General features: G+C 44.4%; 22 protein-coding genes. 5 read left to right on the top strand and 17 right to left on the bottom strand.

All coding sequences use genetic code 11. The features are described from left to right. Position 1 precedes the first annotated feature (1 nt). From ICN22_RS05215 to bchF, 17 genes are all read right to left on the bottom strand, one after another. A complete protein-coding gene (locus tag ICN22_RS05215; RefSeq protein WP_216169197.1) occupies positions 2 to 1,207 on the bottom strand; it encodes a geranylgeranyl diphosphate reductase in 1,206 nt (401 codons plus the stop codon). A 5-nt stretch (positions 1,208 to 1,212) separates the two neighbouring features. Further along, entirely contained in the window at positions 1,213 to 2,541 is a 1,329-nt protein-coding gene (locus tag ICN22_RS05210; protein ID WP_216863482.1) for a BCD family MFS transporter, read from the bottom strand. Continuing rightward, the gene (gene chlG, locus ICN22_RS05205; protein WP_216169196.1) at positions 2,538 to 3,419 is read right to left on the bottom strand and encodes a chlorophyll synthase ChlG; all 882 of its coding nucleotides are present in this window, start codon (positions 3,417 to 3,419) and stop codon (positions 2,538 to 2,540) included. The genes ICN22_RS05210 and chlG overlap by 4 nt, the downstream gene beginning before the upstream one ends. A 115-nt stretch (positions 3,420 to 3,534) precedes the next feature. Next, a complete protein-coding gene (ispH, locus tag ICN22_RS05200; RefSeq protein ID WP_216169195.1) occupies positions 3,535 to 4,476 on the bottom strand; it encodes a 4-hydroxy-3-methylbut-2-enyl diphosphate reductase in 942 nt (313 codons plus the stop codon). 12 nt (positions 4,477 to 4,488) lie between these two features. After that, positions 4,489 to 5,247 carry a putative photosynthetic complex assembly protein PuhE gene (gene puhE, locus ICN22_RS05195; RefSeq protein ID WP_216169194.1) on the bottom strand — a complete coding sequence of 253 codons (759 nt, stop codon included), beginning with the start codon at positions 5,245 to 5,247 and terminating at the stop codon, positions 4,489 to 4,491. 6 nt (positions 5,248 to 5,253) lie between these two features. Further along, a complete protein-coding gene (gene acsF, locus ICN22_RS05190) occupies positions 5,254 to 6,330 on the bottom strand; it encodes a magnesium-protoporphyrin IX monomethyl ester (oxidative) cyclase (RefSeq protein ID WP_216169193.1) in 1,077 nt (358 codons plus the stop codon). Continuing rightward, positions 6,327 to 6,680, bottom strand: coding sequence for an O2-dependent cyclase accessory protein (locus ICN22_RS05185; protein ID WP_216169192.1), 354 nt, complete (start codon positions 6,678 to 6,680; stop codon positions 6,327 to 6,329). Before ICN22_RS05185 ends, acsF begins: the two co-directional genes overlap by 4 nt. After that, positions 6,680 to 7,126 (bottom strand): photosynthetic complex assembly protein PuhC, encoded by a 447-nt coding sequence (gene puhC, locus ICN22_RS05180; protein WP_216169191.1) that lies wholly within the window; start codon positions 7,124 to 7,126, stop codon positions 6,680 to 6,682. The genes ICN22_RS05185 and puhC overlap by 1 nt, the downstream gene beginning before the upstream one ends. Continuing rightward, positions 7,123 to 7,803 (bottom strand): photosynthetic complex putative assembly protein PuhB, encoded by a 681-nt coding sequence (gene puhB / locus ICN22_RS05175; protein ID WP_216169190.1) that lies wholly within the window; start codon positions 7,801 to 7,803, stop codon positions 7,123 to 7,125. Before puhB ends, puhC begins: the two co-directional genes overlap by 4 nt. Beyond that, positions 7,800 to 8,564: a photosynthetic reaction center subunit H gene (gene puhA / locus ICN22_RS05170; RefSeq protein WP_216169189.1), complete on the bottom strand. Its 765-nt coding sequence runs from the start codon at positions 8,562 to 8,564 to the stop codon at positions 7,800 to 7,802. Before puhA ends, puhB begins: the two co-directional genes overlap by 4 nt. A gap of 23 nt (positions 8,565 to 8,587) precedes the next feature. Further along, the gene (locus ICN22_RS05165; RefSeq protein ID WP_216169188.1) at positions 8,588 to 10,018 is read right to left on the bottom strand and encodes a BCD family MFS transporter; all 1,431 of its coding nucleotides are present in this window, start codon (positions 10,016 to 10,018) and stop codon (positions 8,588 to 8,590) included. Next, entirely contained in the window at positions 10,015 to 10,716 is a 702-nt protein-coding gene (gene bchM, locus ICN22_RS05160) for a magnesium protoporphyrin IX methyltransferase (protein WP_216169187.1), read from the bottom strand. Before bchM ends, ICN22_RS05165 begins: the two co-directional genes overlap by 4 nt. 2 nt (positions 10,717 to 10,718) lie before the next feature. Then, positions 10,719 to 11,630 (bottom strand): ferredoxin:protochlorophyllide reductase (ATP-dependent) iron-sulfur ATP-binding protein, encoded by a 912-nt coding sequence (gene bchL, locus ICN22_RS05155; RefSeq protein ID WP_046330404.1) that lies wholly within the window; start codon positions 11,628 to 11,630, stop codon positions 10,719 to 10,721. Continuing rightward, on the bottom strand, positions 11,630 to 15,391 hold the full coding sequence (locus tag ICN22_RS05150) for a magnesium chelatase subunit H (RefSeq protein ID WP_255533845.1): 3,762 nt from the start codon (positions 15,389 to 15,391) through the stop codon (positions 11,630 to 11,632). Before ICN22_RS05150 ends, bchL begins: the two co-directional genes overlap by 1 nt. A gap of 10 nt (positions 15,392 to 15,401) precedes the next feature. Then, positions 15,402 to 17,033 carry a ferredoxin:protochlorophyllide reductase (ATP-dependent) subunit B gene (bchB, locus tag ICN22_RS05145; RefSeq protein ID WP_216169185.1) on the bottom strand — a complete coding sequence of 544 codons (1,632 nt, stop codon included), beginning with the start codon at positions 17,031 to 17,033 and terminating at the stop codon, positions 15,402 to 15,404. A gap of 9 nt (positions 17,034 to 17,042) precedes the next feature. Beyond that, on the bottom strand, positions 17,043 to 18,335 hold the full coding sequence (locus ICN22_RS05140; RefSeq protein ID WP_216169184.1) for a ferredoxin:protochlorophyllide reductase (ATP-dependent) subunit N: 1,293 nt from the start codon (positions 18,333 to 18,335) through the stop codon (positions 17,043 to 17,045). Beyond that, positions 18,332 to 18,805 carry a 2-vinyl bacteriochlorophyllide hydratase gene (gene bchF, locus ICN22_RS05135; RefSeq protein WP_216169183.1) on the bottom strand — a complete coding sequence of 158 codons (474 nt, stop codon included), beginning with the start codon at positions 18,803 to 18,805 and terminating at the stop codon, positions 18,332 to 18,334. The genes ICN22_RS05140 and bchF overlap by 4 nt, the downstream gene beginning before the upstream one ends. Positions 18,806 to 19,003: 198 nt before the next feature. On the opposite strand from bchF, the gene ICN22_RS05130 reads away from it, so the two are divergent. Genes ICN22_RS05130 through ICN22_RS05110 form a run of 5 tightly spaced genes read left to right on the top strand, consistent with a single transcriptional unit; the run spans position 19,004 to position 24,382 of the window. Beyond that, positions 19,004 to 19,828, top strand: coding sequence for a cobalamin B12-binding domain-containing protein (locus ICN22_RS05130; protein ID WP_216169182.1), 825 nt, complete (start codon positions 19,004 to 19,006; stop codon positions 19,826 to 19,828). A gap of 36 nt (positions 19,829 to 19,864) precedes the next feature. Then, positions 19,865 to 21,289 (top strand): transcriptional regulator PpsR, encoded by a 1,425-nt coding sequence (gene ppsR, locus ICN22_RS05125; RefSeq protein WP_216169181.1) that lies wholly within the window; start codon positions 19,865 to 19,867, stop codon positions 21,287 to 21,289. Between the two features lie 6 nt (positions 21,290 to 21,295). Beyond that, a complete protein-coding gene (locus ICN22_RS05120) occupies positions 21,296 to 21,988 on the top strand; it encodes a spheroidene monooxygenase (RefSeq protein ID WP_216169180.1) in 693 nt (230 codons plus the stop codon). After that, positions 21,972 to 23,465, top strand: a complete 1,494-nt coding sequence (crtD, locus tag ICN22_RS05115; protein WP_216169179.1) for a 1-hydroxycarotenoid 3,4-desaturase CrtD — start codon at positions 21,972 to 21,974, stop codon at positions 23,463 to 23,465. Before ICN22_RS05120 ends, crtD begins: the two co-directional genes overlap by 17 nt. Positions 23,466 to 23,500: 35 nt before the next feature. Continuing rightward, complete coding sequence (locus tag ICN22_RS05110; protein WP_216169358.1) at positions 23,501 to 24,382, top strand: carotenoid 1,2-hydratase family protein; 882 nt, start codon at positions 23,501 to 23,503, stop codon at positions 24,380 to 24,382. Positions 24,383 to 24,386 lie beyond the last annotated feature (4 nt).

Genomic DNA, 24,386 nt, shown 5'->3' with positions numbered 1-24,386 from the left:
ATCATGCCTTAGCTAGCCCTAATAAATGCCCCATATCTTTGAAGAAGATCTTGACATGAGCCAAAGGCTTTTTGCGCACCAGTTTTTTATTCATATAAGACTCGAATGTCAGCTTCTGAACATCCTTGTCTTCGCACATCTTGACAAAACTCTCGCGTCGCTTATCAGTTGAGTACCAGAAATACTGCATGATTCCTAAAACCCAGAAAGTCATGCGATGCTCTTTCATAAAGCGCTTTCTGGCTAACTGTAACTTTGCAGGATCATTACTCTCTACAAATTCATATACAGCCTCACCAGCTAATTGACCACCTAGCATGGCGTAATAAATTCCCTCGCCAGAGGCCGGCGCGACAACACCAGCAGCATCACCAGCCAGCACAACTTGTTGTCCATCGTCCCATTTTTTTAGAGGCTTCATTGGTAACGGTGCACCTTCATGCCTGACCAATTCTGCACCCTCGAGACCCACATCTGCGCGCAGCTTAGCAACAGCATTCCTTAAGGAGAAGCCTTTGTCAGCACTGCCAGTACCAATACTGATCGTATCGCCGTGAGGAAATACCCAGCCATAAAAATCGGGGGAGATTGGCTTTTGATACACAACATCACAGCGAGTGGAATCGAAATGATGGGGCGTGTTTGGCGGAGTTTTAATGATTTCGTGATACGCGAAGACATAATTCGCCTCTGCACAACCCTGAACACCAGCGCTTCTGCCCACTTGAGACTTAGCGCCATCAGCACCAATGACTGCTTTGGTGAGAACGCTTTTCATGGCACCAGTATCGCCATCACGCGCACCTCTAGTGCGATAGTGAATTCTGGCGAGCGAACCTTCACGTGTCAGAGCTTCAAAAAGCCCGTCCTCTCGAGTCGCTCCCGCTTCAACAGCACGCATGCGTAACCATTCATCGAATTGAGCTCGATCGACCATGCCAACAAAACCATTCTCAATTGGAATATCAACCGCTTTGCCGACAGGAGAAACCATGCGCGCTGATTTTGCCTTGGCTACCAATAGCTCATCCGGAATCTCAAAGTCTTTAATCAAGCGCGGAGGTATTGCACCACCACAGGGCTTCACCCTACCTCGCTTATCCAGCAATAACACTTGCTTGCCTTTTTTAGCCAGTGTTTGGGCTGCAGTAGCGCCTGCTGGACCGCCACCAATCACCACCGCATCATAAATAAATTCTGTTCCCATTCGCTTTACCTCGCTTGACTCATAGTGCTATTTTTTCTCTCAACTAGAGAGGCCATATATGCTGAAACAACAAACAACAATGCTTCGATAAAAAAGACGCTGGAGTATGCAAAGGCAGGATTAGCAAAAATGGATCTGGCTAAATCACTAGCCCCAGCCCCAATCAGTCCACCCATGCCAAAGGCAATGGCTTGCGCACCGCCCCAAAGCCCAATGCGCACTCCCTCTTTACCCGCTCCGCCAACCACTGCTAATCTCATCATGGAGGCAATCGCCGCTATTGAAAAAGCGCCATTGGCTAAGCCCAGCAAAAATACATTGGGCTTCAATGGCCAGTCACCTTCTAGTAAACCAGCCAAAACCAATCCGAACATGGCTAATGCAGATGCAAGGCAGCCATAAATCATCCACGATCGTAGTGAGCCAAAATATTGACGCAATCTACTCGATCCACATACAGCCACCAATAACATTCCGGTCAATACACCAGCATGCTGGATACCCGATAGGCTGGTTGTCTCACCCAAGGTATAGTTAAAAATCATTCCCGCAAATGGTTCCAAAATTAAATCTTGAGCACTAAATGCCAGCATCGATAAAAAGATAAAGATCGTAAATCGCTTAGTATCTGGATCAGCCAAGATATCGCTCAGGGCTTTTTTAAAGGGGACTTTTTTATCTGCATGAGCTTTACTATTTTGCAGATCATGACCTTCTAGTTTGAACAGGGCTGCAAAAGAAAGCGCCATAGCAGACAAAGAGATGATTCCGGATATCAAGATCACTTTTTCTGGTTCATATGGATCTAAAAACTTTCCAGCAATCCCACTTGTCATTGCAAAGCCAAAAATCATCATGAGCCACACAGTCGTAGCGGCAGCCGCCCTGCGCTCATCGCTCACACCTTTCGCTAGTAGGGCTAGCAAGGATGTGCCGCTCATACTCACGCCTATACCAATTAAGAAGAAAGCAACAATGGCTGAGGCAATGCCTAAGAGAAGATGTACCCCCATTAATGTTGTCGCGATAGCAGCACCAAAACCACCAATGGCTAATAAAGTGATTCCGCCCAATATCCAAGGCGTTTTCTTAGCCCCGCTATCAGACTCAAAGCCCATTCTTGGGCGAATAACTTGCACAAAATAATGAATCGCTACTAAAAAACCTGGGAGACTTGCTGGCAAGGCTAGCTCAACCACCATGATTCGATTTAAGGTGGATGTGGTCATCACCACAATAGCGCCAATACAAGCTTGTACAAGTCCGATGCGAACGATACTCAACCATCCGAATGTCGAGAGATTTAATAGCGGTTGACTGATTGCGATACTCATGAGTTATTCATCCCCGTCACTGCAAAAGCAGAAACCATCATTCCAGCAACCAAGACAGGCACTCCAAAGCTGCTATAGAAAAGTGCTTTTTCTATAGGTCGCCTTAAAAAATCTTTTAATAAAATCACTTGGGCTACGATTAGAAGGCTAATGACTAAGGCGTACATTTCCTTGCCCCAAGATAGAAGCAGGCATAGCACCACTAGCTGTGGAATCAACATGAATGCTGCTGCAACTTGCGCTGCTCTTTTAGCTCCGAGCTGAACGGGTAAGGAGCGCACTCCCATTTGCCGATCACCTTCAATCGCTTTGAAGTCGTTCAAGGTCATGATGCCATGAGCACTTGCGCTGTAAAGGCCGGCAAGTATTAGTGATGGTTTGCTTGGCATTACGCCGCCTGAGATTAAGGTGGCGCCAGTAACCCACGCCAAACCTTCGTAGCTAATTCCGCACGCAAGATTTCCAAACCAGCCATTATTTTTAAAGCGGATTGGCGGCATGCTGTAGAGCCAAGCAAGCACCAAGGCTAATAAGGTTGCCGCGAATCCAATCGGACCCAGATAGCTTCCCACCCAGATAGAAATCAAAGACCATACAATCGCGATGTATAGACCCCAACGACCAGGTATGCGACCGGAGGGTATTGGACGCAAAGGTTCATTGATCGCATCGACGTGTCGATCAAACCAATCATTGACCGCCTGACTTGAAGCACAAACTAGTGGTCCAGTGAGAGCTAATCCAAGGAGAAAAATGGGTAGATTGTCAGCGATTGCCTCGCTACCAGTAATCGATCCACAGGCAAATGCCCACATTGGCGGGAACCAAGTAATAGGCTTTAAAAGCGTCAAAATTGCTTTCGGATCAGGCAGATTCATGTAAATGATTTTGTCATTGACATTTGAAAGTGTCAATTAAATTTGACACTTTTATTGCCTGTTTTTACAAGTGAAAACCCTTATAGATCAGCACTTAAACGAAAAAAGAGGGGGTTTAGGCTGCCCTGAGAAGCTCTTTTGGGAGGGAAAAATTCACTGTTTCTTCAATTCCCTGGAGTGGTGAAATAGTTCCACTAGAAAATATACTAATAGCCTCCACGATTTGGGCTGTCAATGCCTCTGGAGCGGAAGCCCCTGCAGTTACCCCAATATTTTGAACCCCATCAAACCACTCCCCCTGAAGTTGAGACGGATCATCCACTAAATAGGCAGGCACATGCATGCTTTGGGCCAACTCTTGAAGGCGCTTTGAGTTAGAGCTATTTGGACTACCGACTACCACCACTAAATCGACCTGAGGAACCATTGCTTTGACTGCATCCTGACGATTCTGCGTGGCGTAACAAATGTCCTGGCGTTTGGGGGCGTGAATGTTTGGGAATCTTTCCACCAATGCTTTGGTGATCTCCAATGTTTCATCGACCGATAAGGTCGTTTGAGTGACATAAGCTATGAGTGCGTTTTCTTCAAAGTGAAGTTTGGCAACATCTTGCACGTCCTCAATCAAATAGATCGAAGAATCCACCTGCCCCATCGTACCCTCAACTTCTGGATGACCACGATGTCCAATCATGATAATTTGATATCCACGCTCTTTTAAGCGCACCACTTCAGTATGTACCTTAGCCACCAAAGGACAGGTTGCATCAAATACCTTGAATTGACGGTTGTTCGCTTCAATTCTGACTGCTTGCGAGACACCATGCGCACTGAAAATTAGAATGGCGCCCTGCGGCACATGATCCAATTCATTGATGAAGATTACGCCACGAGATTCAAAATCTTTAACAACATAGGCGTTATGAATGATTTCGTGTCGCACATAAATCGGCGCACCATAGATTCTTAAGGCCTCCTCCACTATCAAAATAGCCCTTTCAACTCCAGCACAAAAACCGCGGGGTTGAGCTAAGAAAATCGTTTTATTAGCAAGCATATTCGAATCAGATTAATGATTTTTTTTGTAGCCCCACTTCCAAAGTAATTCACTTGGAAACGGCAGAATTAAAAAGAGGTGCTCCAATAAACCAAGAGCCAACAAGGTTCCCAGCAAAGCATATGAAGCTCTATCGAAGGGCGAAGAATCGACTCCCACACTTGACCAGATCGGGATCAACATCAGCACCGAAACTAAGATAGATAATGGCATCAGGTAATTCATTGCCCTGCGTCTGAAATAAGTAACCAAGTACTGTAAGTGCTGGGGCAAGAAAGATTCATTGAAATTGAGGACGCCCAAGAAGATATTGATCTTGGTGCTTTGGCGCATACCCCATAGAATCACAAAGGTCCAAAATCCAGTTTGATTGACTGAATCTAGACTAATAAAAAATAGAATCACTCCCAAGCTGAGCAATGCCAACTCGTGGTAATTGATTGTCTGAAATGCGTACCACGCTCTTGTCATGGGGCTCAATCCGTTAGGACATTCTGAGCGCCGTGATCCAGTGATATAGCCCAAAAGAAAGGCCAGCTCCTGCCAACCCCAAATAATGATTGCACAGGTAAATGAACAATAAGCTCCAGCAATTGTCGCCTGCTGACTAGAAATGGATAGGCCCCAAAAGGCAAGCAATAACACTGCAATTGAAGCCGCAAATATAGACTTGAAGAATCGTTTTGGAAGGCTATGCACCTTCAAAATAAGCCCTGTGCTAAACCACCATATAAAGATGGTGAATATCAGCGGGCTTATCCAGAAATACATAGTAAATTACCAAACAGGTGCCATGCGAATATCGCTTGGTAGTTCGTTCGGAACCACAGGCAGCATGTAAAGACGTAAGAAAGTAGCGGTAGCTACAACTACTAGGATGCCTCGTTTGATGGCTGAGAAAACACCACCCACCTGCTTCAAATGATCGACCTCATCTGAAACTTTTCTCAGCTTTTCAAAACACTCCCAAATTCTTGGGTCATCTAAGTTGATAGTAAAAGGAAAAACCTGCCTAGTAATGTCAGAAGTAATTTCCAGCACCTTACGGTCATAGTCTGTTGGTGATACTCCAAGCGCTTTATGAAACTCAGGTCTAGAGTGGTCGCGCACATACATCGTTGCATACACCGCCAATAAGAAGAAACGAATCCACAGTCGATTGCCGCCATTGAGTAACTTCGGCGTAGAGCGCATTAATAAAGCAAAGGCTTCGCCATGACGGAATTCATCATTACACCATTTCTCAAACCAGAGAAAAATCGGATGAAAGCGTAATTCGGGTTTGTTTTGAATGATGCGATAAATCGTGATGTAGCGTGCGTAGCCAATTTTTTCAGATAAGTAAGTTGCATAAAAAATAAACTTTGGCTTAAAGAAAGTATATTTTTTAGTTCTGGCTAAAAATCCTAGATCAACGCCAATCCCAAAATCTTTGAGCCATTGATTAATAAAGCCTGCGTGCCGACTCTCATCACGAGCCATATAGGAGAACAAGTCTTTCAAGTCAGGATTCTTAATTGACTTTTTAATCTCTGAATACAGCACACAACCTGAGAACTCTGAAGTAATGGAACTGATCAAGAAATCTAAAAATTCTTGGTACAGGCCCTCCGGTAAGTGGGAGTAGTCCTTAGACATATCTTCGGGACGCTGAAAGTGAGCCTGATTGATATCTGACTCAAATTCTTGCATGAGCTTATCCCACTCAGGCTTTACTGAGCTGATATCAAAACGATCCATCTCATCAAAATCAGTAGTGTAAAACCGAGGACTTAAGATCGTACTTTCTAGAGCGCGATCAGTTGATTCATTAATGGGGCGAACTGTATCCATGGTGGGGGCATTAGCGCTCATACTTTGATACCTTTAGTCACAATAAGGGGTTGGGCGTGCGCTACTGAGTGCACTCTTGGATATTTTTTTGCTTGACTGAATCGGGTAGTAGAAAAGCTCACTTCGTATAACAAGGTAATTTCGAGTCTTGCAGTGAGATATACCCATAAACGCGATAACCAGCCAGCTTTAGAAACTGTCGCTGTTCTTTGGTAACTCAAAACCTCACCAAATGAAATTTCTGTAATCGGGTCATGCACTAGCACCTCATCCCCTGGACCGACTTGAACGCCGTCAAGATCCACGTGGGCATATAAGTACTCTGAAGTATTGGACATATCCACAGAACATTTGACCAGCTGTTTAGACATTATTGCCCCGCGCTATTTAAAAATGCAGCAAACTGCGCCGCGTTATCTCGACCAAATGATTCCAAATCAATGCGATTGCCCGTTGCTAGATCTACTAAAGTCAACCTGCCATCAGACCGACTCATTAACTCAAATGCATCATCACTGGTAATTTGCTGAATACGACGTTCACGAGCCAAAGCTCGCAAAATTCCCCTTACAAAACCAGCCTGACCTTCTACTTGAGCAATCATTTTCCCACTAGAAGCCGATATAACCCCTACCGATCCATCAGGGAGATCCCTAAAATAAAGTGTTTTTTTCGCAATCACACTGGCATCCGCCTGTGTTTCTGATTTGCCAGACTGAACGGCATTGGCAACTAGCAAAATTATCCCCACCAAAACTGTCACCACAAAAAGTGCGATGTAGTTTTGGATGCGGATAGGATTCATACGCAAAATCATGCTGCTTCTACCCCTGAGTAAGGGGTATTCATCATCGATGGATTGTGTTGAGCAGCTTGAACGGAGCGAGCAATGACATTGTTCTGAATAGACCAAGCATCAACCAAAATTTTGGCCACTTCGGAACAGTTGTTAATGCACCTTAGGGTAGGCTGCGGACTGGCCCAATGAGATGGTCTTGAATGCGGCCATAAGTGAAATATCGCAATTTTTGTTTCTTTACTGAGCTTCAGAGAAATATCTCCCGTACCCTGCTTAGTGACACAGCAATCAGCCGACTCAATCATCTTAAGTGGGAAATTGAAAGTCATATTCAACACAATCCCAATCCGCATCACTACACGCTTATTGGTAATTGTGTAGACCGCAGTAGATGCCATGAGGTAAGCAAGTAAGGCAACTAGAGACAAGCCAATAGCTGAAAAAATTGCAATCCTTAGGGAGGAGAAAAATATCGCACTAAAGACTTCACCATCAGTAACACCTGTAACAATCTGATAGAGCAAGATCAGGCCAAAATAAATCAATAGCCCTTTGAAATGAAACACTCGCAGAAGCATCGCTTTTACATCAGGCGAGCCCTGCCACAAAATACGCTCACCCGCAGGTAACTTTTCAGGAAGTCCCAGCTCTGGCTCAAACTCATGCTCTGGACTACTAGGAATGTTCAGGCTCATAATATTGGCTCCTGGCGTTCAGGTGTCGCATATAAAGTACCTGCACCAAAGTACGCCATGATCTTATCTTCTTCCAGTAAGGTGATTTCCTCTGGATTCTTTGTTTTTGGCACAGCCGCAAACTGATCTGCAAGGATTGATGCCACTTGCACATCTTGCTTGCCAATACGTGAAAAATTGACCGGTAATAATACTGCCGCCCCTTTGACATCAATCTCCAAGTAACGGATCAACATTTCCATATGATCAACCCAGACGTCTTTCACAACGCCGGCTTTGTGACCATCAGCGCCGATAACACTTAAACCGATCGGATTGATGTCTTGCTTTGCAATTGCGAAATCATTCAACTTCCTCAGTGGACGAATGCGCGCATGGCCCTCTAGATCGTAATCAACATGATCAGCACGGTTGGCATAAGAACCTGGCCCTACTCCTGCTAATAATGGATTGCCAATTGGGGCAATTGGTGCGCCATTCCATGGATGAATTGGCTCTGCCGATAAACGCTCTGTGTCCGGCGGGGTTTCTAAAGGAGCGTAATAGGTTTTGCCGAATTCTGTGACATATTTCTTCGTCTTTGGCATACCTAAAATGCCATCTTCGCGTCGAACCTTACCGAAGCGTTCGGTTTCAAGAGGGAAACCCTCTCTCTTTCCTTCTAATGTTAGGTATATCACTAGACCAACAAAAAAAAGTAGAAATAGATAAAACGCTAATTGAGCGACATCTATATATTGTGTAATTGCACCAGTACCCATTTTTTCTCTCCCTCTTTAATAAACTAGCTTGGAAAATCCGCTAGGCCAAACTGACTCATTTTTGAAATATCCAGGTTTCGCTTTTTGGCTACTAGTGGACCTAAAGCTATCAACGTAATAAACAACAAATAAATTTCAATGTGATAAACAAAGCTATACCCGGTAGCAGGGTTCATTAAGGTAGAACCAATTGCACCGCCCATCGCCAAATCCGAAACGAGATCACGAATGACTCCTCCCAGTGACATGCCAATTCCAGAACAGCTTGCGGTTACTGCACCCCATGCACCAATTACCAATCCAGTTTTATTCTCCTGATCCATGCTCATGGCAATGGTGAGCGTACTGACTGCAAACAAGCCTCCACCAAAACCGATCAGAAGTGCACCGAATCTAAAGAGGTTTGCCGAACCTAAGGGCTCTGAAAATATCACCATGGTGAATGCAATTAACCCAAGTAGGAGACCAGATGCAGCAATTCTGTAGGCGTTATAGCCCTTGCTTAGCCACCGTGCTGATAGCGTAAATGCGAGTAAAGAACCGCAGGCAATCAATGCAGTCAAAAAGCTAGTAGCGGATACATCTAATAAGAGTATTTCTCCACCATAGGGCTCCAAGATAATGTCTTGCATGCTAAAGGCAGTGGTTCCAAGACCTAGCATGATGAGGAAGCGACGAACCTGTGGTGCCTTAATGAACTCGCTCCAACTTTGTGAGAATTTGGGCTGAACAATAGTTGGCGAGGTATTTTTAGGCTGTCTTGCCTCTTGCTTCCACAAAGCAAACAGATTCAGAAGCAAAGTAATAAGAGCAACTCCCTGAATCACCTTAATTAGTTGAATGGGGCTAAATGGATCCAGGAAGACACTAAACATGACACCACTTAAGACCATACCAACGAGCAGCATGACGTACATCATCGCCACAACACGGGGGCGATTTTTTGCATCTGCCAAGTCTGTGGCAAGAGCTAAGCCAGCAGTTTGAGTGGTTTGCATTCCTGCGCCGACCAGTAAAAAAGCCAACGCACTGCCAAGGTAACTAAACCAAGCCGGCCAATGCGTATCTCCAGATAAGATGATGAGCGCAAAAGGCATGATGGCTAAGCCACCAAATTGCAACCAAGTCCCGATCCAAATATAAGGAACTCTTCTCCAGCCCAATATGGATCGATGGGTATCTGACTTATGGCCAATCAAGGCCCTAAATGGAGCAAAGATGAGTGGGAGGGCAACCATTAAAGCCACCATCCAAGCATCCATGTGAAGCTCAACAATCATGACTCGGTTTAAGGTGCCAACCAATAAGGCCGTAGCCATACCTACTGAAACTTGAAACAAAGATAGTCTTAAGAGGCGGCTCAGAGGTAAATCTGGGGTGGCCACATCAGCAAAAGGCAGAAAGCGAGGATCAATCCTCGTCCATGTCTTAGCCATCTTAGACAGATTAATCATGATACTTTTTCAAGCTCCATGAGTTGTGACTTATAAAAACCACTGGAAACTAATTGGGTATAGGGAATCTTCCAATCCACAAACCAGGGTGATTGATTAATTAACTTACTTAACTTCACATGACTAATCGGCTCGATAAAAGGCGCCCGGTCTTTTCTAGGAAATAGACGACCAACACGAATCATCACTTCAAGCGCTAAGGTACTTGGTGCGAAAGTAAATACAATTTTGTTTGACACTCGGGGCGCCAACTTCTCAAGTACCACTAACATATCAGCCGCGCAATAATGGATCATCGAATCCATGCCCACAACGTAATCAAATTCTCCTAAGCCCTCATCGAGCATATCGCCAGATCTAAAGTCAATATTTTGACGATCAACAGAAGAAATTCTCTCTTTAGCTAGCTCAATGAGATTAGGTGATAAATCAATCGCAACAACGCTCGCTCCTTTTTTCGCTAACTCGAGAGCCAATGCACCAGTGCCACAGCCTGCATCCAGAATCCGCTTACCAGCTAATGACTCTGGCAAGCGTGCAATCAGATTTGCGCGCATTTGGTCACGCCCTGCTCTGACCGTTGCCCTAATACCACTCACTGGAACATCAGACGTTAATTTTGCCCAAGCATCGTTTGCAGTCCGATCAAAATAGTCCTGCAACTTACTCCGTCTATTTAAATAAGAGATTGCGTCCATAATTAATCAAATCCTAGCAAGTCAAATATTTCACGGTCTTTGAGCGACTCTGTAAGGATAGGATCGTCATCTAAAAGTAGGCTGGCAGCTAAACGCATGTATTCGTCTTTGACCTTTTCAATCTCTGGGGTCGATTCCATTTCAAAAACAGTACATTTTTTGAGACGGCTTTTACGAATCGCATCGAGGTCTGGAAAATGCGCCATTGTTTTTAACCCGACCCGCGTATTGAATTTATCAATCTGGTCTGTATCCGCGCTTCGATTAGCGATCACGCCACCTAAACGCACGTTATAGTTTTTTGCTTTGGCACTAATAGCCTGGACAATGCGGTTCATGGCAAAAATAGAATCAAAATCATTTGCCGCAACAATGAGGGCCCGGTCAGCGTGCTGCAATGGGGCTGCAAAGCCGCCGCACACCACATCGCCTAAGACGTCAAAAATAACAATGTCGGTATCTTCAAGTAAGTGGTGCTCTTTCAAGAGCTTTACGGTTTGACCAACGACGTAACCACCGCAGCCGGTTCCTGCTGGTGGGCCGCCAGCCTCTACGCACATCACGCCATTAAAGCCTTCGTAGACAAAGTCTTCTACTCTGAGCTCTTCCGAGTGGAAATCTACTGACTCTAGAATATCAATTACGGTAGGGACTAATTTTTTAGTCAGTGTAAAAGTGGAGTCATGCTTTGGATCGCAACCGATCTGAATAACTCTCTTACCCAGAAGTGAAAATGCTGCAGACAGGTTAGAAGAGGTTGTACTCTTACCAATCCCTCCTTTGCCATAAATCGCGAATACTTTGGCATTCCCAATTTTTTCATTGGGGTCCAGGTGAACCTGTAAGCTCCCCTCACCATCGGTTGGCTTGCTTCGAGTGTTAATTGAAGAAACTGGCACACTAACTGTATTCATTAAATAGGTACTCCCTCATAAACGCCTTCAAGTCGATCTTCAAAGTCATTAGCAACGCGACGCAAGGTCTCTAACACTGATGGCTCTGGCTTCCAATAATTTCTTTCTGATGCTTCCAATAGTCGACTTGCAACTTTTGCTGATGAAGCAGGATTGAGCTTCATCAATCGCTCCCGCATTTCTGGGTCTAATATGAATGTTTGTGTTAGATGTTGATAAACCCAGGGCTCTACTTGGCCGGTTGTAGCAGACCAGCCAACAGTATTAGTTAAGTGACTCTCTAGCTGACGAACGCCCTCGTAACCATGCTTGAGCATTCCCTCGTACCACTTTGGATTGAGCATGCGTGAACGGGTCTCTAGTGATACCTGCTCATTCAGGGTTCTGACTACTGCAGTGCCGCGAGTTTGATCACCGATATACACAGGCGCAGCTTTTCCACCCTTTGCTCTTCTCACAGCCCTACTAACGCCACCTAAAGTATCAAAATAAGTATCAATGGTTGTGACGCCAAGTTCAATGGAGTCTAGGTTTTGATAAGTGAGCTCCACATCAGCCAGGATATTGTTCAGAAGCTCGCTTTGTAGCATTGGGACACCGGTTCTTCCGTATGCAAAGCTTTTGCGACGGGTATAGGTTTCCGCTAATTCGTTTTCGTCTTTCCATAAGCCGTTATCAATCATCATGTTGACATTGGCACCGTATGCACTCTCAGCATTACCAAAGACCCGTAGAGCAGCAGTCTCAAGATCGCAGCCATTTTGTGCCTGATAGGCTAAGGTATGCTTTTTAATAAAGTTTTGATCAAGCGGCTCATCAGCACTAGCTGCTAAGAAGGCTGCCTCTGCAAGAATGCGGATTTGCAAGGGCATCAAATCTCTGAAGATCCCTGAAATCGACACCATGACATCAATTCTGGGTCGGCCCAATTCTTCCAGAGAAACTAGTTGAGCGCCAGCTAATCTACCGAAGCTATCAAAACGCGGCAGTGCACCCATCAGCGCCAAAATCTGGGCAATCGGTCCACCTTCAGTTTTTAAGTTGTCAGTACCCCACAAGACCATGGCGATGGATTCTGGTAGAGGATTGCCATCCAGCTTATATCTCTCCAACAGCATATTGGCCTGAATCAATCCATCCTTCATTGCAAATTTACTTGGGATACGGAAAGGATCGAAGCCATGAATATTGCGACCAGTTGGCAATACCTGTGGGTTGCGAAGAACATCACCACCTGGTGCAGGACGAATATAGCGCCCCTCTAAAGCCTTCATCACACCCTGCATTTCGCTATCAGCTTGTAACTCACTGAATACCGCAAGCAATTGTTCTAACTCAGTACGTAGCGCAGGAGTCAGATTCATTTTTTGGGCTTTTACAAACTGTTCCAAACTATCGCTATTAATGAGCTTTTCAATACTAGCTCGATCAATATTTTTGAGTTCGCCTTCTTGCACAGACAAAAAGCTCACCAACATATCTAAGCTCTGCTCCATGCTAAGCGGACTACCAAGCACATGCAGGCCATAAGGAATTAGCGTGTATTCCAGCTCTAATATCTGTTCACTCAGATGCATTACAGTCTGATTGACTTTGCTTGCACTTAAATTCTTCCAAACAGGCTCTGCAGCAGAGAATTCGAGTTCAACCGCTTGCGCTTGCATGGAATCAAGTAACTCTTTCTCAGTGTCGCTCCAAGCTTGGGCTGTCTCATTTGGAACTAACTTACGCCAGTGCTCTACCGCTTCCTTGAATTCCAACAAACCTTGATACAGACCTGCTTGCGAGACAGGTGGAGTTAAATAGCTAATTAAGGTTGCGCCAGCACGACGCTTGGCAATCGCACCTTCCGATGGATTGTTTGAGGCATATATGTATAGGTTCGGCAAATCATGAATCAAGCGATCTGGCCAGCATGCCCCTGACATGCCAGATTGCTTGCCTGGCATAAATTCGAGGGCACCATGGGTACCAAAATGCAATACCGCTGATGCTGCAAAATCTTCGCGAATGTAACGATAAAAGGCTGAGAAAGCATGAGTCGGTGCAAAACCTTTTTCATACAACAAGCGCATGGGATCGCCCTCGTAACCAAACCCAGGCTGAAGCGCTACAAATACATTTCCAAACTGTTTACCTAATACAAATAGTGATGAGCCATTACTCAGTAGATTTCCAGGTGCTGAGCCCCACTGCGCTTCAATCTCTTTTAACCAAGGTTCACGACGAATGTGATCCGCAGTACTAATGAGAGTATGCACATTGGCATCTGTGCCATGCTCTTTCGCATTACCAATCAGAATCATGTCCCGGAATTCATCGATAGATGCGGGTACATCGACGCTGTAACCCTCTGCTTTCAGGCTTTTAAGCGTGTTAAATACGGATTCAAAAACACTTAAGTGGGCAGCAGTACCAACTCTTCCCGCATTTGGGGGGAAGTTAAACATCACTAGAGCTACTTTGCGGTCTGCACGCTCAGCCTTGCGTAAGGCAATCAGTTTTGATACGCGCGCAGCTAACATTGCTGTACGTTCAATGCATGTATGCATGTCATGACGATTAATGCTGGCCTCAAATACGCAGCCCTTATGACAACCTTTGCACTGCACATCTGAATCACCGGCTCTACCACCAAACACCATTGGGACAATCGCACCATCGAGCTCTGGTATGGCAATCATCAGCGTGTTTTCTACTGGCAACAGTCCTCGATCAGAACTACCCCATTCATTGAGGGTCTGAAACTCTAAAGGCTGAGCTGCGAGATAAGGTACATCTAAAGAAGCAAGCACCTCTTCAGCTGCTTTTGCATCGTTATAAGCAGGTCCGCCCACCAAGGAGAAGCCAGTGAGCGATACAACCGCATCAACTATTTTTTCGCCATTCTGATAAAAGAATTGATCTATAGCAGGTCTTGCATCCAAACCTACCGCAAATATAGGCAACACTTGCAGTCCTTGCGCCTCGATTGCAGCGATGACTGAGTCATAGTGCAAAGTATTGCCAGCCAAAATATAGGATCTGAGCAGCAGCAATCCAACGCGACCTTTGGATTTCTTATCAGAAACCAATTTAGGCAAATCATGAATAGACTCACTCATACGGCCTTTGAGCCGCGGATGATAAATACCGTTATCAGGGTAAATGACTGGCTCAACCAGCTTTTCTTTGGTCTTTAAAACTTCTCTCTCACCAGCGGCATAGCGATTGACTAGATTAGTCACCATGTGGAAGAGGTTCTCCTCGGAGCCGCCCAACCAATATTGCAGAGTTAAGAAATAGGCTCTGACATCTTGTGCGTTACCTGGAATAAATCGAAGAATTTTTGGCAGGCGACGCAACATTCGCATTTGCGCTGCACCACCAGTTTGGGCTTTCTCTTTATTTCCACGCAAACGCTTTAACAAAGCCATCAAGCCGGTGGCTGGCTTACCCATATCAAACCCGCCCATACGAGTCAGGGAAACTACTTCACCTGCTGACATTGCGCAAATCATTGCATCACAGTGATCACGGCGCGCTTTTAAGGCCTCAATCACTGGTTTGTAGTGATCTTCCATGAATAGCATTGTCACAATCAGAATGTCTGCAGACTCAATATCGGTAATGCAGTTTTCTAGCGCCTTAGCATCAACAGTCCAACTAGAAGCCGCATGAATGCTTAACTCAAGACTTGGTAACTTTTTCTTCAGGGCATAACGAGCCCGCTCTGTCGCACTACTCAAGTGCGTGTCCATCGTAATAATGGAGACTCTCATGGGGATTTTCTTATCTGCCATAGTGAGCCTTTGCATCGTAGAGCGTTTCAATAGTGATATGGCTAATGCCATGCTCAACTGCAAACTTCTCGGTGTTGCGTCGTGCTTTGCCTCTAACAAAGAATGGAATTTTTCCCAATTCTTTTTCTGCCTCTGAATCCCATAAATTTCCTGGCTCTGTACCGCTAAATATTTCAGCGTTAACCTGAGTGTGACTGACTACTGGAGTAATTTCTTTTGATTGTGGTTCCGGTGAGTGCAGATTTTCTTTAACAGCTGCTGAATGACCTAGATGGGAAGGTGCTGCCTTGGCACTAAATTCAAAATCATCGCGGAACATCATAATGAGATGCTCTTCAAGACCCATCATGAGTGGATGAATCCAGGTGTCAAACAATACATTGGCACCCTCAAAGCCCATCTGTGGTGAGTAACGTGCTGGAAAATCCTGAACATGGACTGGCGCAGAAATTACGGCGCAAGGAACACCTAATCTTTTAGCAATATGGCGCTCCATCTGCGTACCCAAGACTAAGTCTGGGGTGAGCTCAGCAACTTTTTCCTCGACTTCTAAATAGTCATCGGTAATTAAAGCCTCTACTTCATACAATTTTGCAGCTTCACGAACTTCGCGGGCAAACTCACGGCTATAAGTTCCTAAGCCAACTACCTTAAATCCAATTTCTTCTGATGCGACTTTTGCAGCGGCAATGACATGACTTGCATCGCCAAATATAAATACACGCTTATCGGTGAGATAAGTAGAGTCAACTGATTTTGCGTACCAATGGGCCCGCTCATCTTGGGACTGTAAAAATACTTCTGGGTTGATATTTGCTAATGCGGCGACTTCTTGAACAAAGGCTCTCGTAGCTTTGGTACCAATTGGAATTGTCTTTGTGAAAGGCTGTCCAAATGTTTTCTGCAACCAAGTACATGTGAGTTGAGCAATTTCTGGATATAGCATGACATTAAAGTCAGCCTCAGGTAATTGGGTAATGTCTGCAACCGAAGCATTCAGAGGTGCAACTACTTTCACCTCAATACCCATCGCTTCCAATACAGACTTGATTTCTTGAATATCGTCGCGATTTCTAAATCCTAATGCAGTAGGTCCGAGAATATTGCAACTAGGCTTTTGATCTTGTTTTGCGTTAGCAGCACGCATCTCTTGATACTGCTGGGCACTGATGGATTTATCGAAAGCCACCAATCCACGAGTAATGTGATAAAAAGTTTCTGAAGCGCCCCAGTTTTCTTTTTTCTGATACGAAGGGAGTTCGAGTGCGATAACCGGAATTGGTAAAGTGAGTGCTCTTGCCAAACCACCTGGATCATCCTGAATTAACTCTGCTGTACATGAAGCACCAACGATCATCGCCTTTGGTTGGAAACGTTCATAAGCAGAATTAACAGAATCTTGGAATAGCTGCGCTGTATCCCCGCCCAAGTCTCTTGCCTGAAATGTCGTATAGGTGACTGGAGGACGGGTTTTAGCGCGTCCAATCATCGTAAACAAGAGATCAGCGTAGGTATCACCCTGGGGTGAGTGCAAGACATAGTGCAAATCAGTCATCGAGGTGGCAATGCGCATAGCACCTATGTGTGGCGGGCCTTCATATGTCCAGAGTGTCAGTTGCATATGAGTCCTTTAAGCCGCTAGTTTCAGGCTGCGATTTAAGGGTCGCGCAAAGAGCTCTGCTAAATCAGCAGCCTGCTCATATCCATGCACAGGGCTAAAGACCAACTCAATTGACCACTTAGTCGTAATGCCTTCAGATTCAAGGGGATTGGCTAAGCCAAGTCCACAAACTACGATGTCAGGTTTATCACTCCGACAACGATCTAATTGCTTCTCGACATCCTGACCCTCAACGATGCGAATATTTTCTGGCAATAAATCAAACTCGCATTCCAAATGTTGCTTATGAATATAGGGTGTGCCTATCTCCAGAACTTTCATGCCACATTCTTTGGACAAGAAGCGCGCTAAAGGAATTTCTAACTGAGAATCTGGAAAGAAAGAAATACTTTTATTTTCCAAAGCTGGTAGATAACGTGCGAGACTCTTTTTGGCACGATCAATTCTGACTTGGGTTACTTGATCAAATTTGCTTTCATCAATGCCCCAGGCTTTGGCAGCAGTCTTAAGCCATGCTGTAGTGCCTTCAACTCCAAACGGAAATGGTGCAGACAATCTTTTTGCGCCTCGCTCCTCAATGAGTCTGGCAGTTTCAGCCAAAAAAGGCTGTGCAAGTAGATATTGAGTATTACTATTTATCTCAACCACTTGTTTTGAGCTCTTTGGTGGGAAGAAGGACACATTAGTAATGCCCAGCTCATTAAAAATGCGTTGGAATTGATCTTCAACGATATCTGGCAAGCAACCAACGATGAGTAAATTTTTCTCAGCTGCAGGAGTTTGTTTTGGTGTATCGGTTATTAAGGATGCCAAACAAGCATCCTCACCTTGAGTAAAGGTTGTCTCAATGCCGCTGCCTGAGTAACTCAAAATGCGGCATTGATTGACCATTTCTTTATTCAGTCTTTGTGCTGCACGAGATAGGTCTAACTTAATGACTTCTGATGGGCAAGAGCCTACTAAAAATAGCATCTTGATGTCAGGACGCCTTGTCAGCAAGGCCTTAACAACCCGGTCAAGCTCATCATGAGCATCTGCAATTCCAGCCAGATCACGATCATCAATAATGGCTGTCGCAAACCTCGGCTCTGCAAAAATCATGACTCCAGCCGCTGATTGAATCAAATGCGCGCAGGTTCTGGAGCCAACAACCAAGAAGAAAGCATCCTGAATTTTTCGGTGCAGCCAAATGATCCCTGTAAGACCACAAAATACTTCTCTTTGGCCACGCTCTTTGTAGATGGGAATATTTTTACCAACATGGGACTGAGCCTCTTTTGGCAGATCAACGATAGCGTTCATGCTGTAACCCGGTCGTTAAACTGCAGCCTAGCCATCCGAAGCTTGTAAATAAACTGGCCTGCATTAATAAAGTAAGACGTATACGCAGCCAGTGCAAGATACATCAGACTGCGATCACTCATACCACCAGCTATGAGGAAATAGAGGTAAATCGTATGCAGGGAAATGACCAACATACTAAATACGTCTTCCCAGAAGAAGCTATCGGCAAAAAGGTATTTTCCAAAAACCACTTTCTCCCAAATGCTTCCGGTAAGCATGATGAGATATAAAAAGAAGGTTTTAACCACTACTGAGATAGTGGCTAATTCATAGTGATGGCCAGAAATGAGGTACTGCAAGACTAAATACAGGCTAACGAGGCAGACTAAAAATTGAACAGGCGCCAAAATCCCCTGAACCAGGGTCCATACAGTAGCATCGCGTTTTGCGCGTTGTTCCTGACTGTATAGAGGCTTATTAATCTTCATTTTTGGGCGTGATGTGTTTGGCTATGTGTAAACAAAACTTTACGCCAATTAGAACTTACTAATACTGGTACTTTCCCTAGTTATTACTAGTGTTTACCCTAGTTAATGGAAAATAATTGCCATTATTAGATCTCTAGTGTAATAATTATTTTACATATGTTTGCAAATAATACATCACATTAGATCAAGGGCCGATTGATGAATCCATCTTTTAAAAAAGAACTCATCATGGAAGTGTTCAGTACCCAACTACCCCGCTTAGTTGAGGAAATTGAACGCAAGGTTGAAAGGATCAATAAGCCCAAAGCCTCCAACGAGGGAGGCTGGCTTGAGACTCCTACAACCACCCCGAGCAAACAAGGGGACGTATTAGCTGATGAGGAGATTGATCGGATCACCCAATTACTGCTCTCTACCGAAGATGGGGCCTTTGAGCTGGCAATTACCGTGCTCAAGACTCATGGGGTATCGATTAATTACATCGTCTTAGATCTCATACCCACGATTGCGAGAAGACTGGGCAAACAATGGGAAGACGACACTCTTAGTTTTGCTGAGGTGTCGATTGGGACAAACAAGCTAGAGCGAGTGATACATAAGCTTGACTATCTTTTTCAAGTCACTCAATTAGAGAAGCGAGGCAACCATTCGATTCTCATCACGACTTTTCCAGAATCACAGCACTCTTTAGGTACGCTCATTCTCTCTAATTATTTTATTCATTCTGGTTGGCGTGTTTATCGCCCAGAAAACAATAGCCTGAAATCCATCAGCAAAGAGCTTGAGACCAATAGCCGTGATGCTATTGCTATTTCGATATCGTGCGATGAGCAATTGCAGCAGCTACCAAATATCATTAGCACTCTTAGGGAGAAATCTCAGAACCCAAAAATAATGGTTCTTATTGGGGGTCCGCTCTATAATAAGGCGCCTGCAAAATTTAGTCACATTCAGGCAGATATAACAGCATTTACCCCTGAAGAGTCTGTTCAAAAACTAGAACATATGCTCAGCCAAATATAAAAAATAATTATTAGAAAAATCGGTAAAAAAAATATAGTGACCAAAATTTTCAATCTAGATCCACAAGCAGTAGATGCTTTAGATGTGCATCAAGCAGCTGCAATGCTGTCGCTTTCAGTTGATCTTGTGCTTGTGATGAATAGCTCAGGCTTAATTGAGAATGTATTAAACGGCTCTAAGCCCGTTGCTAACAATACCCAGTCTTTAATTGGGAAAAATTGGCTCGATACTGTTGCTATTGATAGCCAACCTAAAGTGAATGCCCTGCTTAAAACAAGCGAGGATGAGTCTGAGCAAAAGTGGCGTCAAGTAAATCAATGGATAGAGGGATCACCCTCTCTTCCGATTCAATTTAGTACGATTTTTTTTCCAAAAGAAAATAAGCTAGTTGCTATTGGCAAAGATCTCAGCGGCATCTCTATGCTGCAGCAAAAGCTTGTAGAGTCTCAGCAAGAAATTGAGCGTGAATATGCCAATCTTCATGCAATACAAAATCGTTACGTTCAACTATTTAACAACATTGATCAAGCCTATTTGATAGTAGATAGCCAAACATTAAAGATTCTTGAAGTGAATAAATCTGCTGGATTTTTGGTAGGTGATCTAAAGAAAATTCAGGGGAAATTGTTTACGAATTTATTTCCTGTAAAAGATTATGAGACTATCCAAACTTATTTAGCAGATTCAAAATCTGGGATTATGCAATCTTCGATGCAATCGACGCTTGAGAACTTGAAAGAGAATGTAGAAATTTCTAGTGTCTTATTGCGCGAGGGCAATCAAAATATTTGCCTCGTATCTATCAAACCAAAATCAAACAGCACTCAGATCAGCAATCTGAATGAGCAAACTACTTTACTCACACAGGCTATTGAAGACTTTCAGGATGGTTTTATTGTTTGCAGTACTAGTGGCATTATTTTGACTGCCAATAGCACCTTTGTTTCTATGTCTCAATCTGCACAGAAAGAAAATATTCTCGGCAAGTCATTGGAAGTATGGCTCGGTAGGGCGGGAATTGATTTAAAAATTATCCTCGGCACTGTGCGCGAATATGGCTCGATCAAAGACTATGCAACAACGATTACTGCTGATGATGGTAGCTCACCAAGAGAAGCTCAAATTTCTGCAGTCAGCTTTATTAGCGGAAAACTGTCAGCGGTTGGTATCAGCATTCATCAAATCTCGAAATCAGTACAACAACCCAGTGCTAAGTCTGAAAACTTAGGTAAGAATGCAAAAGAACTAACTCAATTGGTTGGTAAGGTTCCTTTGAAGCAAATCGTTACTGAGACTACTGACATTATTGAAAAGTTATGTATTTTGGCTGCCTTAGACCTAACGATGTCTAACAGAGCTTCAGCAGCAGAATTGCTAGGCTTATCTCGACAGGGTCTGTATATCAAAATGAGACGTTTTAGTATTATTGACAGTAATGCTGTTGAAGATATTGATGCCTAATTTCTCATGACTAATCAGACAGCAGTATTAGCTTTAATCAATATTGCTGCTGGTTCTGGTGGATGGGGGCTATCTCGCTACATTCTGGGTAAATACCCTTTTGCCGGGCTGACAGGCCTTCAATTTTGTAAAGTACTGGGCTCTGGATTTAACGGGGGGTTTAGTACAAAACCAAGTCTTACCAAACAAGGCTTCTTTTGTGTATTCGATGAGCCTGAAAATGCAGGCACTTTCTTAAGAAATGCTCCTATCTTGCGAGCATATCAAGATCATTCCAATGAAATGTTTACCGCAACACTCCAGGCCTACTCTAGCCGTGGTTCGTGGTCTTCATTTTCAATGCAAGACTTAGCACAAAAACCGATTAAAGGCCCTATTGCATCACTCACTCGAGCTTCAATCAGACCCACTAAAGCAACACAGTTTTGGAGCAAAGCGAAGCCTGCTGAGGAATCGATTAATCAGGCATCTGGAAAAATACTGACCGCCGGACTTGGCGAGGCGCCCTATCTTCGCCAGGCAACCTTCACCATTTGGAATGATGAGCAGTCTCTAGATCGCTATGCGCAGGAAGGCGCTCATCTTGCTGCTATTAAAGCTGCGTACGGTAAAGACTATTTTTCAGAATCGATGTTTACACGCTTTGTAGTCAATTCTGCTCAAGGTGTATGGCAAGGTAAGCATGTTGAAATCACCTAAGGTTCTGATTGTTGGAGCGGGTATCGGCGGTCTTAGCGCTGCTTTGGCACTATCTCACCAAGGTCTCGATGTCACGGTAATCGAGAAGAACGCAGGGCCTGGTGGAAAGATTCGCCAAGTGCAAGCGGGAAATTCTTTTATCGACTCTGGACCTACGGTCTTTACGATGAAATGGATCTTTGATGAACTCTTTACAGATTGCGGAGAACATTTTGATTCAGAATTCGAGCTGGAAGCATTAGATATTCTTGCTAGGCATAGCTGGGGCGATACTTACCTAGATCTCTACGCAGATAGTCAAAAAAGTGCTGATGCCATCGGTCAATTTAGCGGGGCACAACAATCAAAACAGTTCTTAGGGTTTTGCAAAACAGCAAAAAAAGTTTATCAAGCACTGAAGACGCCTTTTATTGAATCCCCTCGCCCTAACATGATGGGAATGATGTCCTCTTTAGGGCTGGCTAAAAGTAAAGTGCTTTGGGATATCGGCCCTTTTAGTAGTTTATGGTCAGCATTGGAGCAATACTTTCCTGATCCTCGTCTACATCAGTTGTTTGGGCGTTATGCAACCTACTGTGGCTCATCACCCTATTTGGCTCCAGCAACCCTGATGTTGATCGCCCAAGTAGAAATGGAAGGTGTTTGGTCTATTAAGGGAGGAATGATAAAGATCCCCGAAGTCATTGCTCGCTTAGCCGCAAAGAAACAATGCAACTTTAAATACAACTCGGAAGTCCAGTCCTTGGATATCACTGGGGATAAAGTAAAAGGGGTACTACTCTCTTCCGGTGAATATCTTGAATGTGATTACCTGATTTTTAATGGCGACATTAACGCCTTGAAGTACGGCTTACTGGGCGAGCCAGCCAGTGAAGCGATTCCTAAAAATCTTCAGCAGGCAGACTCTCTATCTGCAGTTACTTGGTCAATGCAGGTAAAAGCATCTGGCTTTCCACTAGTCAGACATAACGTGTTCTTTAATCAATCCTACCGTGATGAGTTTTCGGATATTTTTACTAAGGGAAAAATTCCAGAAAATCCAACGGTGTATATTTGCGCTCAAGATAGAACGGATCATGCGATCGAGAGCGACTCACATGAGCGGCTACTTTGTCTGGTGAATGCGCCAGCAAATGGTGGCAGTTCATCTTACGACGTAAAGGAATTAGATCGATGCGAGCAAAAAATATTTTCACTCATGAACCAATATGGTCTACAGCTTCAAAATCTGGAAGTGATTCGAACGAGCCCTCAAGAATTCGCCAAACTCTTTCCGGGTCGCGGGGGAGCTCTTTATGGTCAAGCAACGCATGGATGGATGAGTTCATTCCAGAGGCTCGGCTCTCAATCGCAAATCAGCAATCTACTACTCACGGGGGGAAGTACACATCCGGGTCCGGGAGTTCCCATGGCAGCTATGTCCGGTCGCTTGGTGGCCGCAACCCTAATGGAACACCTCGGTTTGATCAAGCGGTAGATCCAGGAAATTATCTCTGGTGGTATGTTGATGGTCTGAGTGACGATGGTCTTTATGGCTTTAGCATCATTGCTTTTGTTGGCAGTGTGTTCTCACCCTATTACGCTTGGGCCAATAAAAAGCAGCCTGCCAATGCGAATGATTACTGCGCTATCAATGTTGCGCTTTACACACCAAATTCAAAACACTGGACTATGACTGAGCGAGCTCAGAATGCAATCCAAAGAACAGAACATACTTTCACGATTGGCCCCAGTCATTTGCATTGGGAGAATGATGTTTTAACCATTAAGATCAAAGAGCGCGTACCTTTGCTAGGGAATAAGGTAGAGGGCACCATCAAGGTTTATCCAGATCAACTCTTTAATCACGTTGTTGCCTTGGATGATCAGGGAAAGCATCGCTGGGGGCCGATCTCTCCGTCAGCGAGAGTTGAGGTATCTTTTGCCAAGCCCAATTTGCATTGGAAAGGCAGCGCCTATTTTGATTCGAATGAAGGCGATGAGGCAGTCAGCCAATCCTTCAGCGAATGGGACTGGTCCAGAGCGCATCTCAAGGATGGTAGTACAGCCGTTATTTATGATGTCCGTCAAAGTAATGGTGCCGAGCGCATCATTGCCTCTAAATTTAATCTCGATGGCACAGTTGAGCCGTTTACAGCGCCAGAGAGAGTCTCTCTAAGAAAAACTGGCTGGGGCATCAAAAGAAATATGCGCTCAGAAAAACCGACGGCAGTTGAACTCTTAAATACCTATGAAGATACCCCATTTTATGCACGCTCCCGAATCCAATCTCACTTATTGGGGGAAGAGGTCATTTCGATGCATGAGACTCTCAACGTCAATCGCTTAAAGTCCAATATCGTGCAACTCATGTTGCCCTGGAGAATGCCTAGAAACCCAACAATGATTTTTTAACTCA

The organism is Polynucleobacter bastaniensis (genome assembly GCF_018882205.1).
Classification (GTDB): domain Bacteria; phylum Pseudomonadota; class Gammaproteobacteria; order Burkholderiales; family Burkholderiaceae; genus Polynucleobacter; species Polynucleobacter bastaniensis.
The sequence above is the reverse complement of the archived record's forward strand: the minus strand, read 5'-3'. Positions and strand labels throughout refer to the sequence as shown.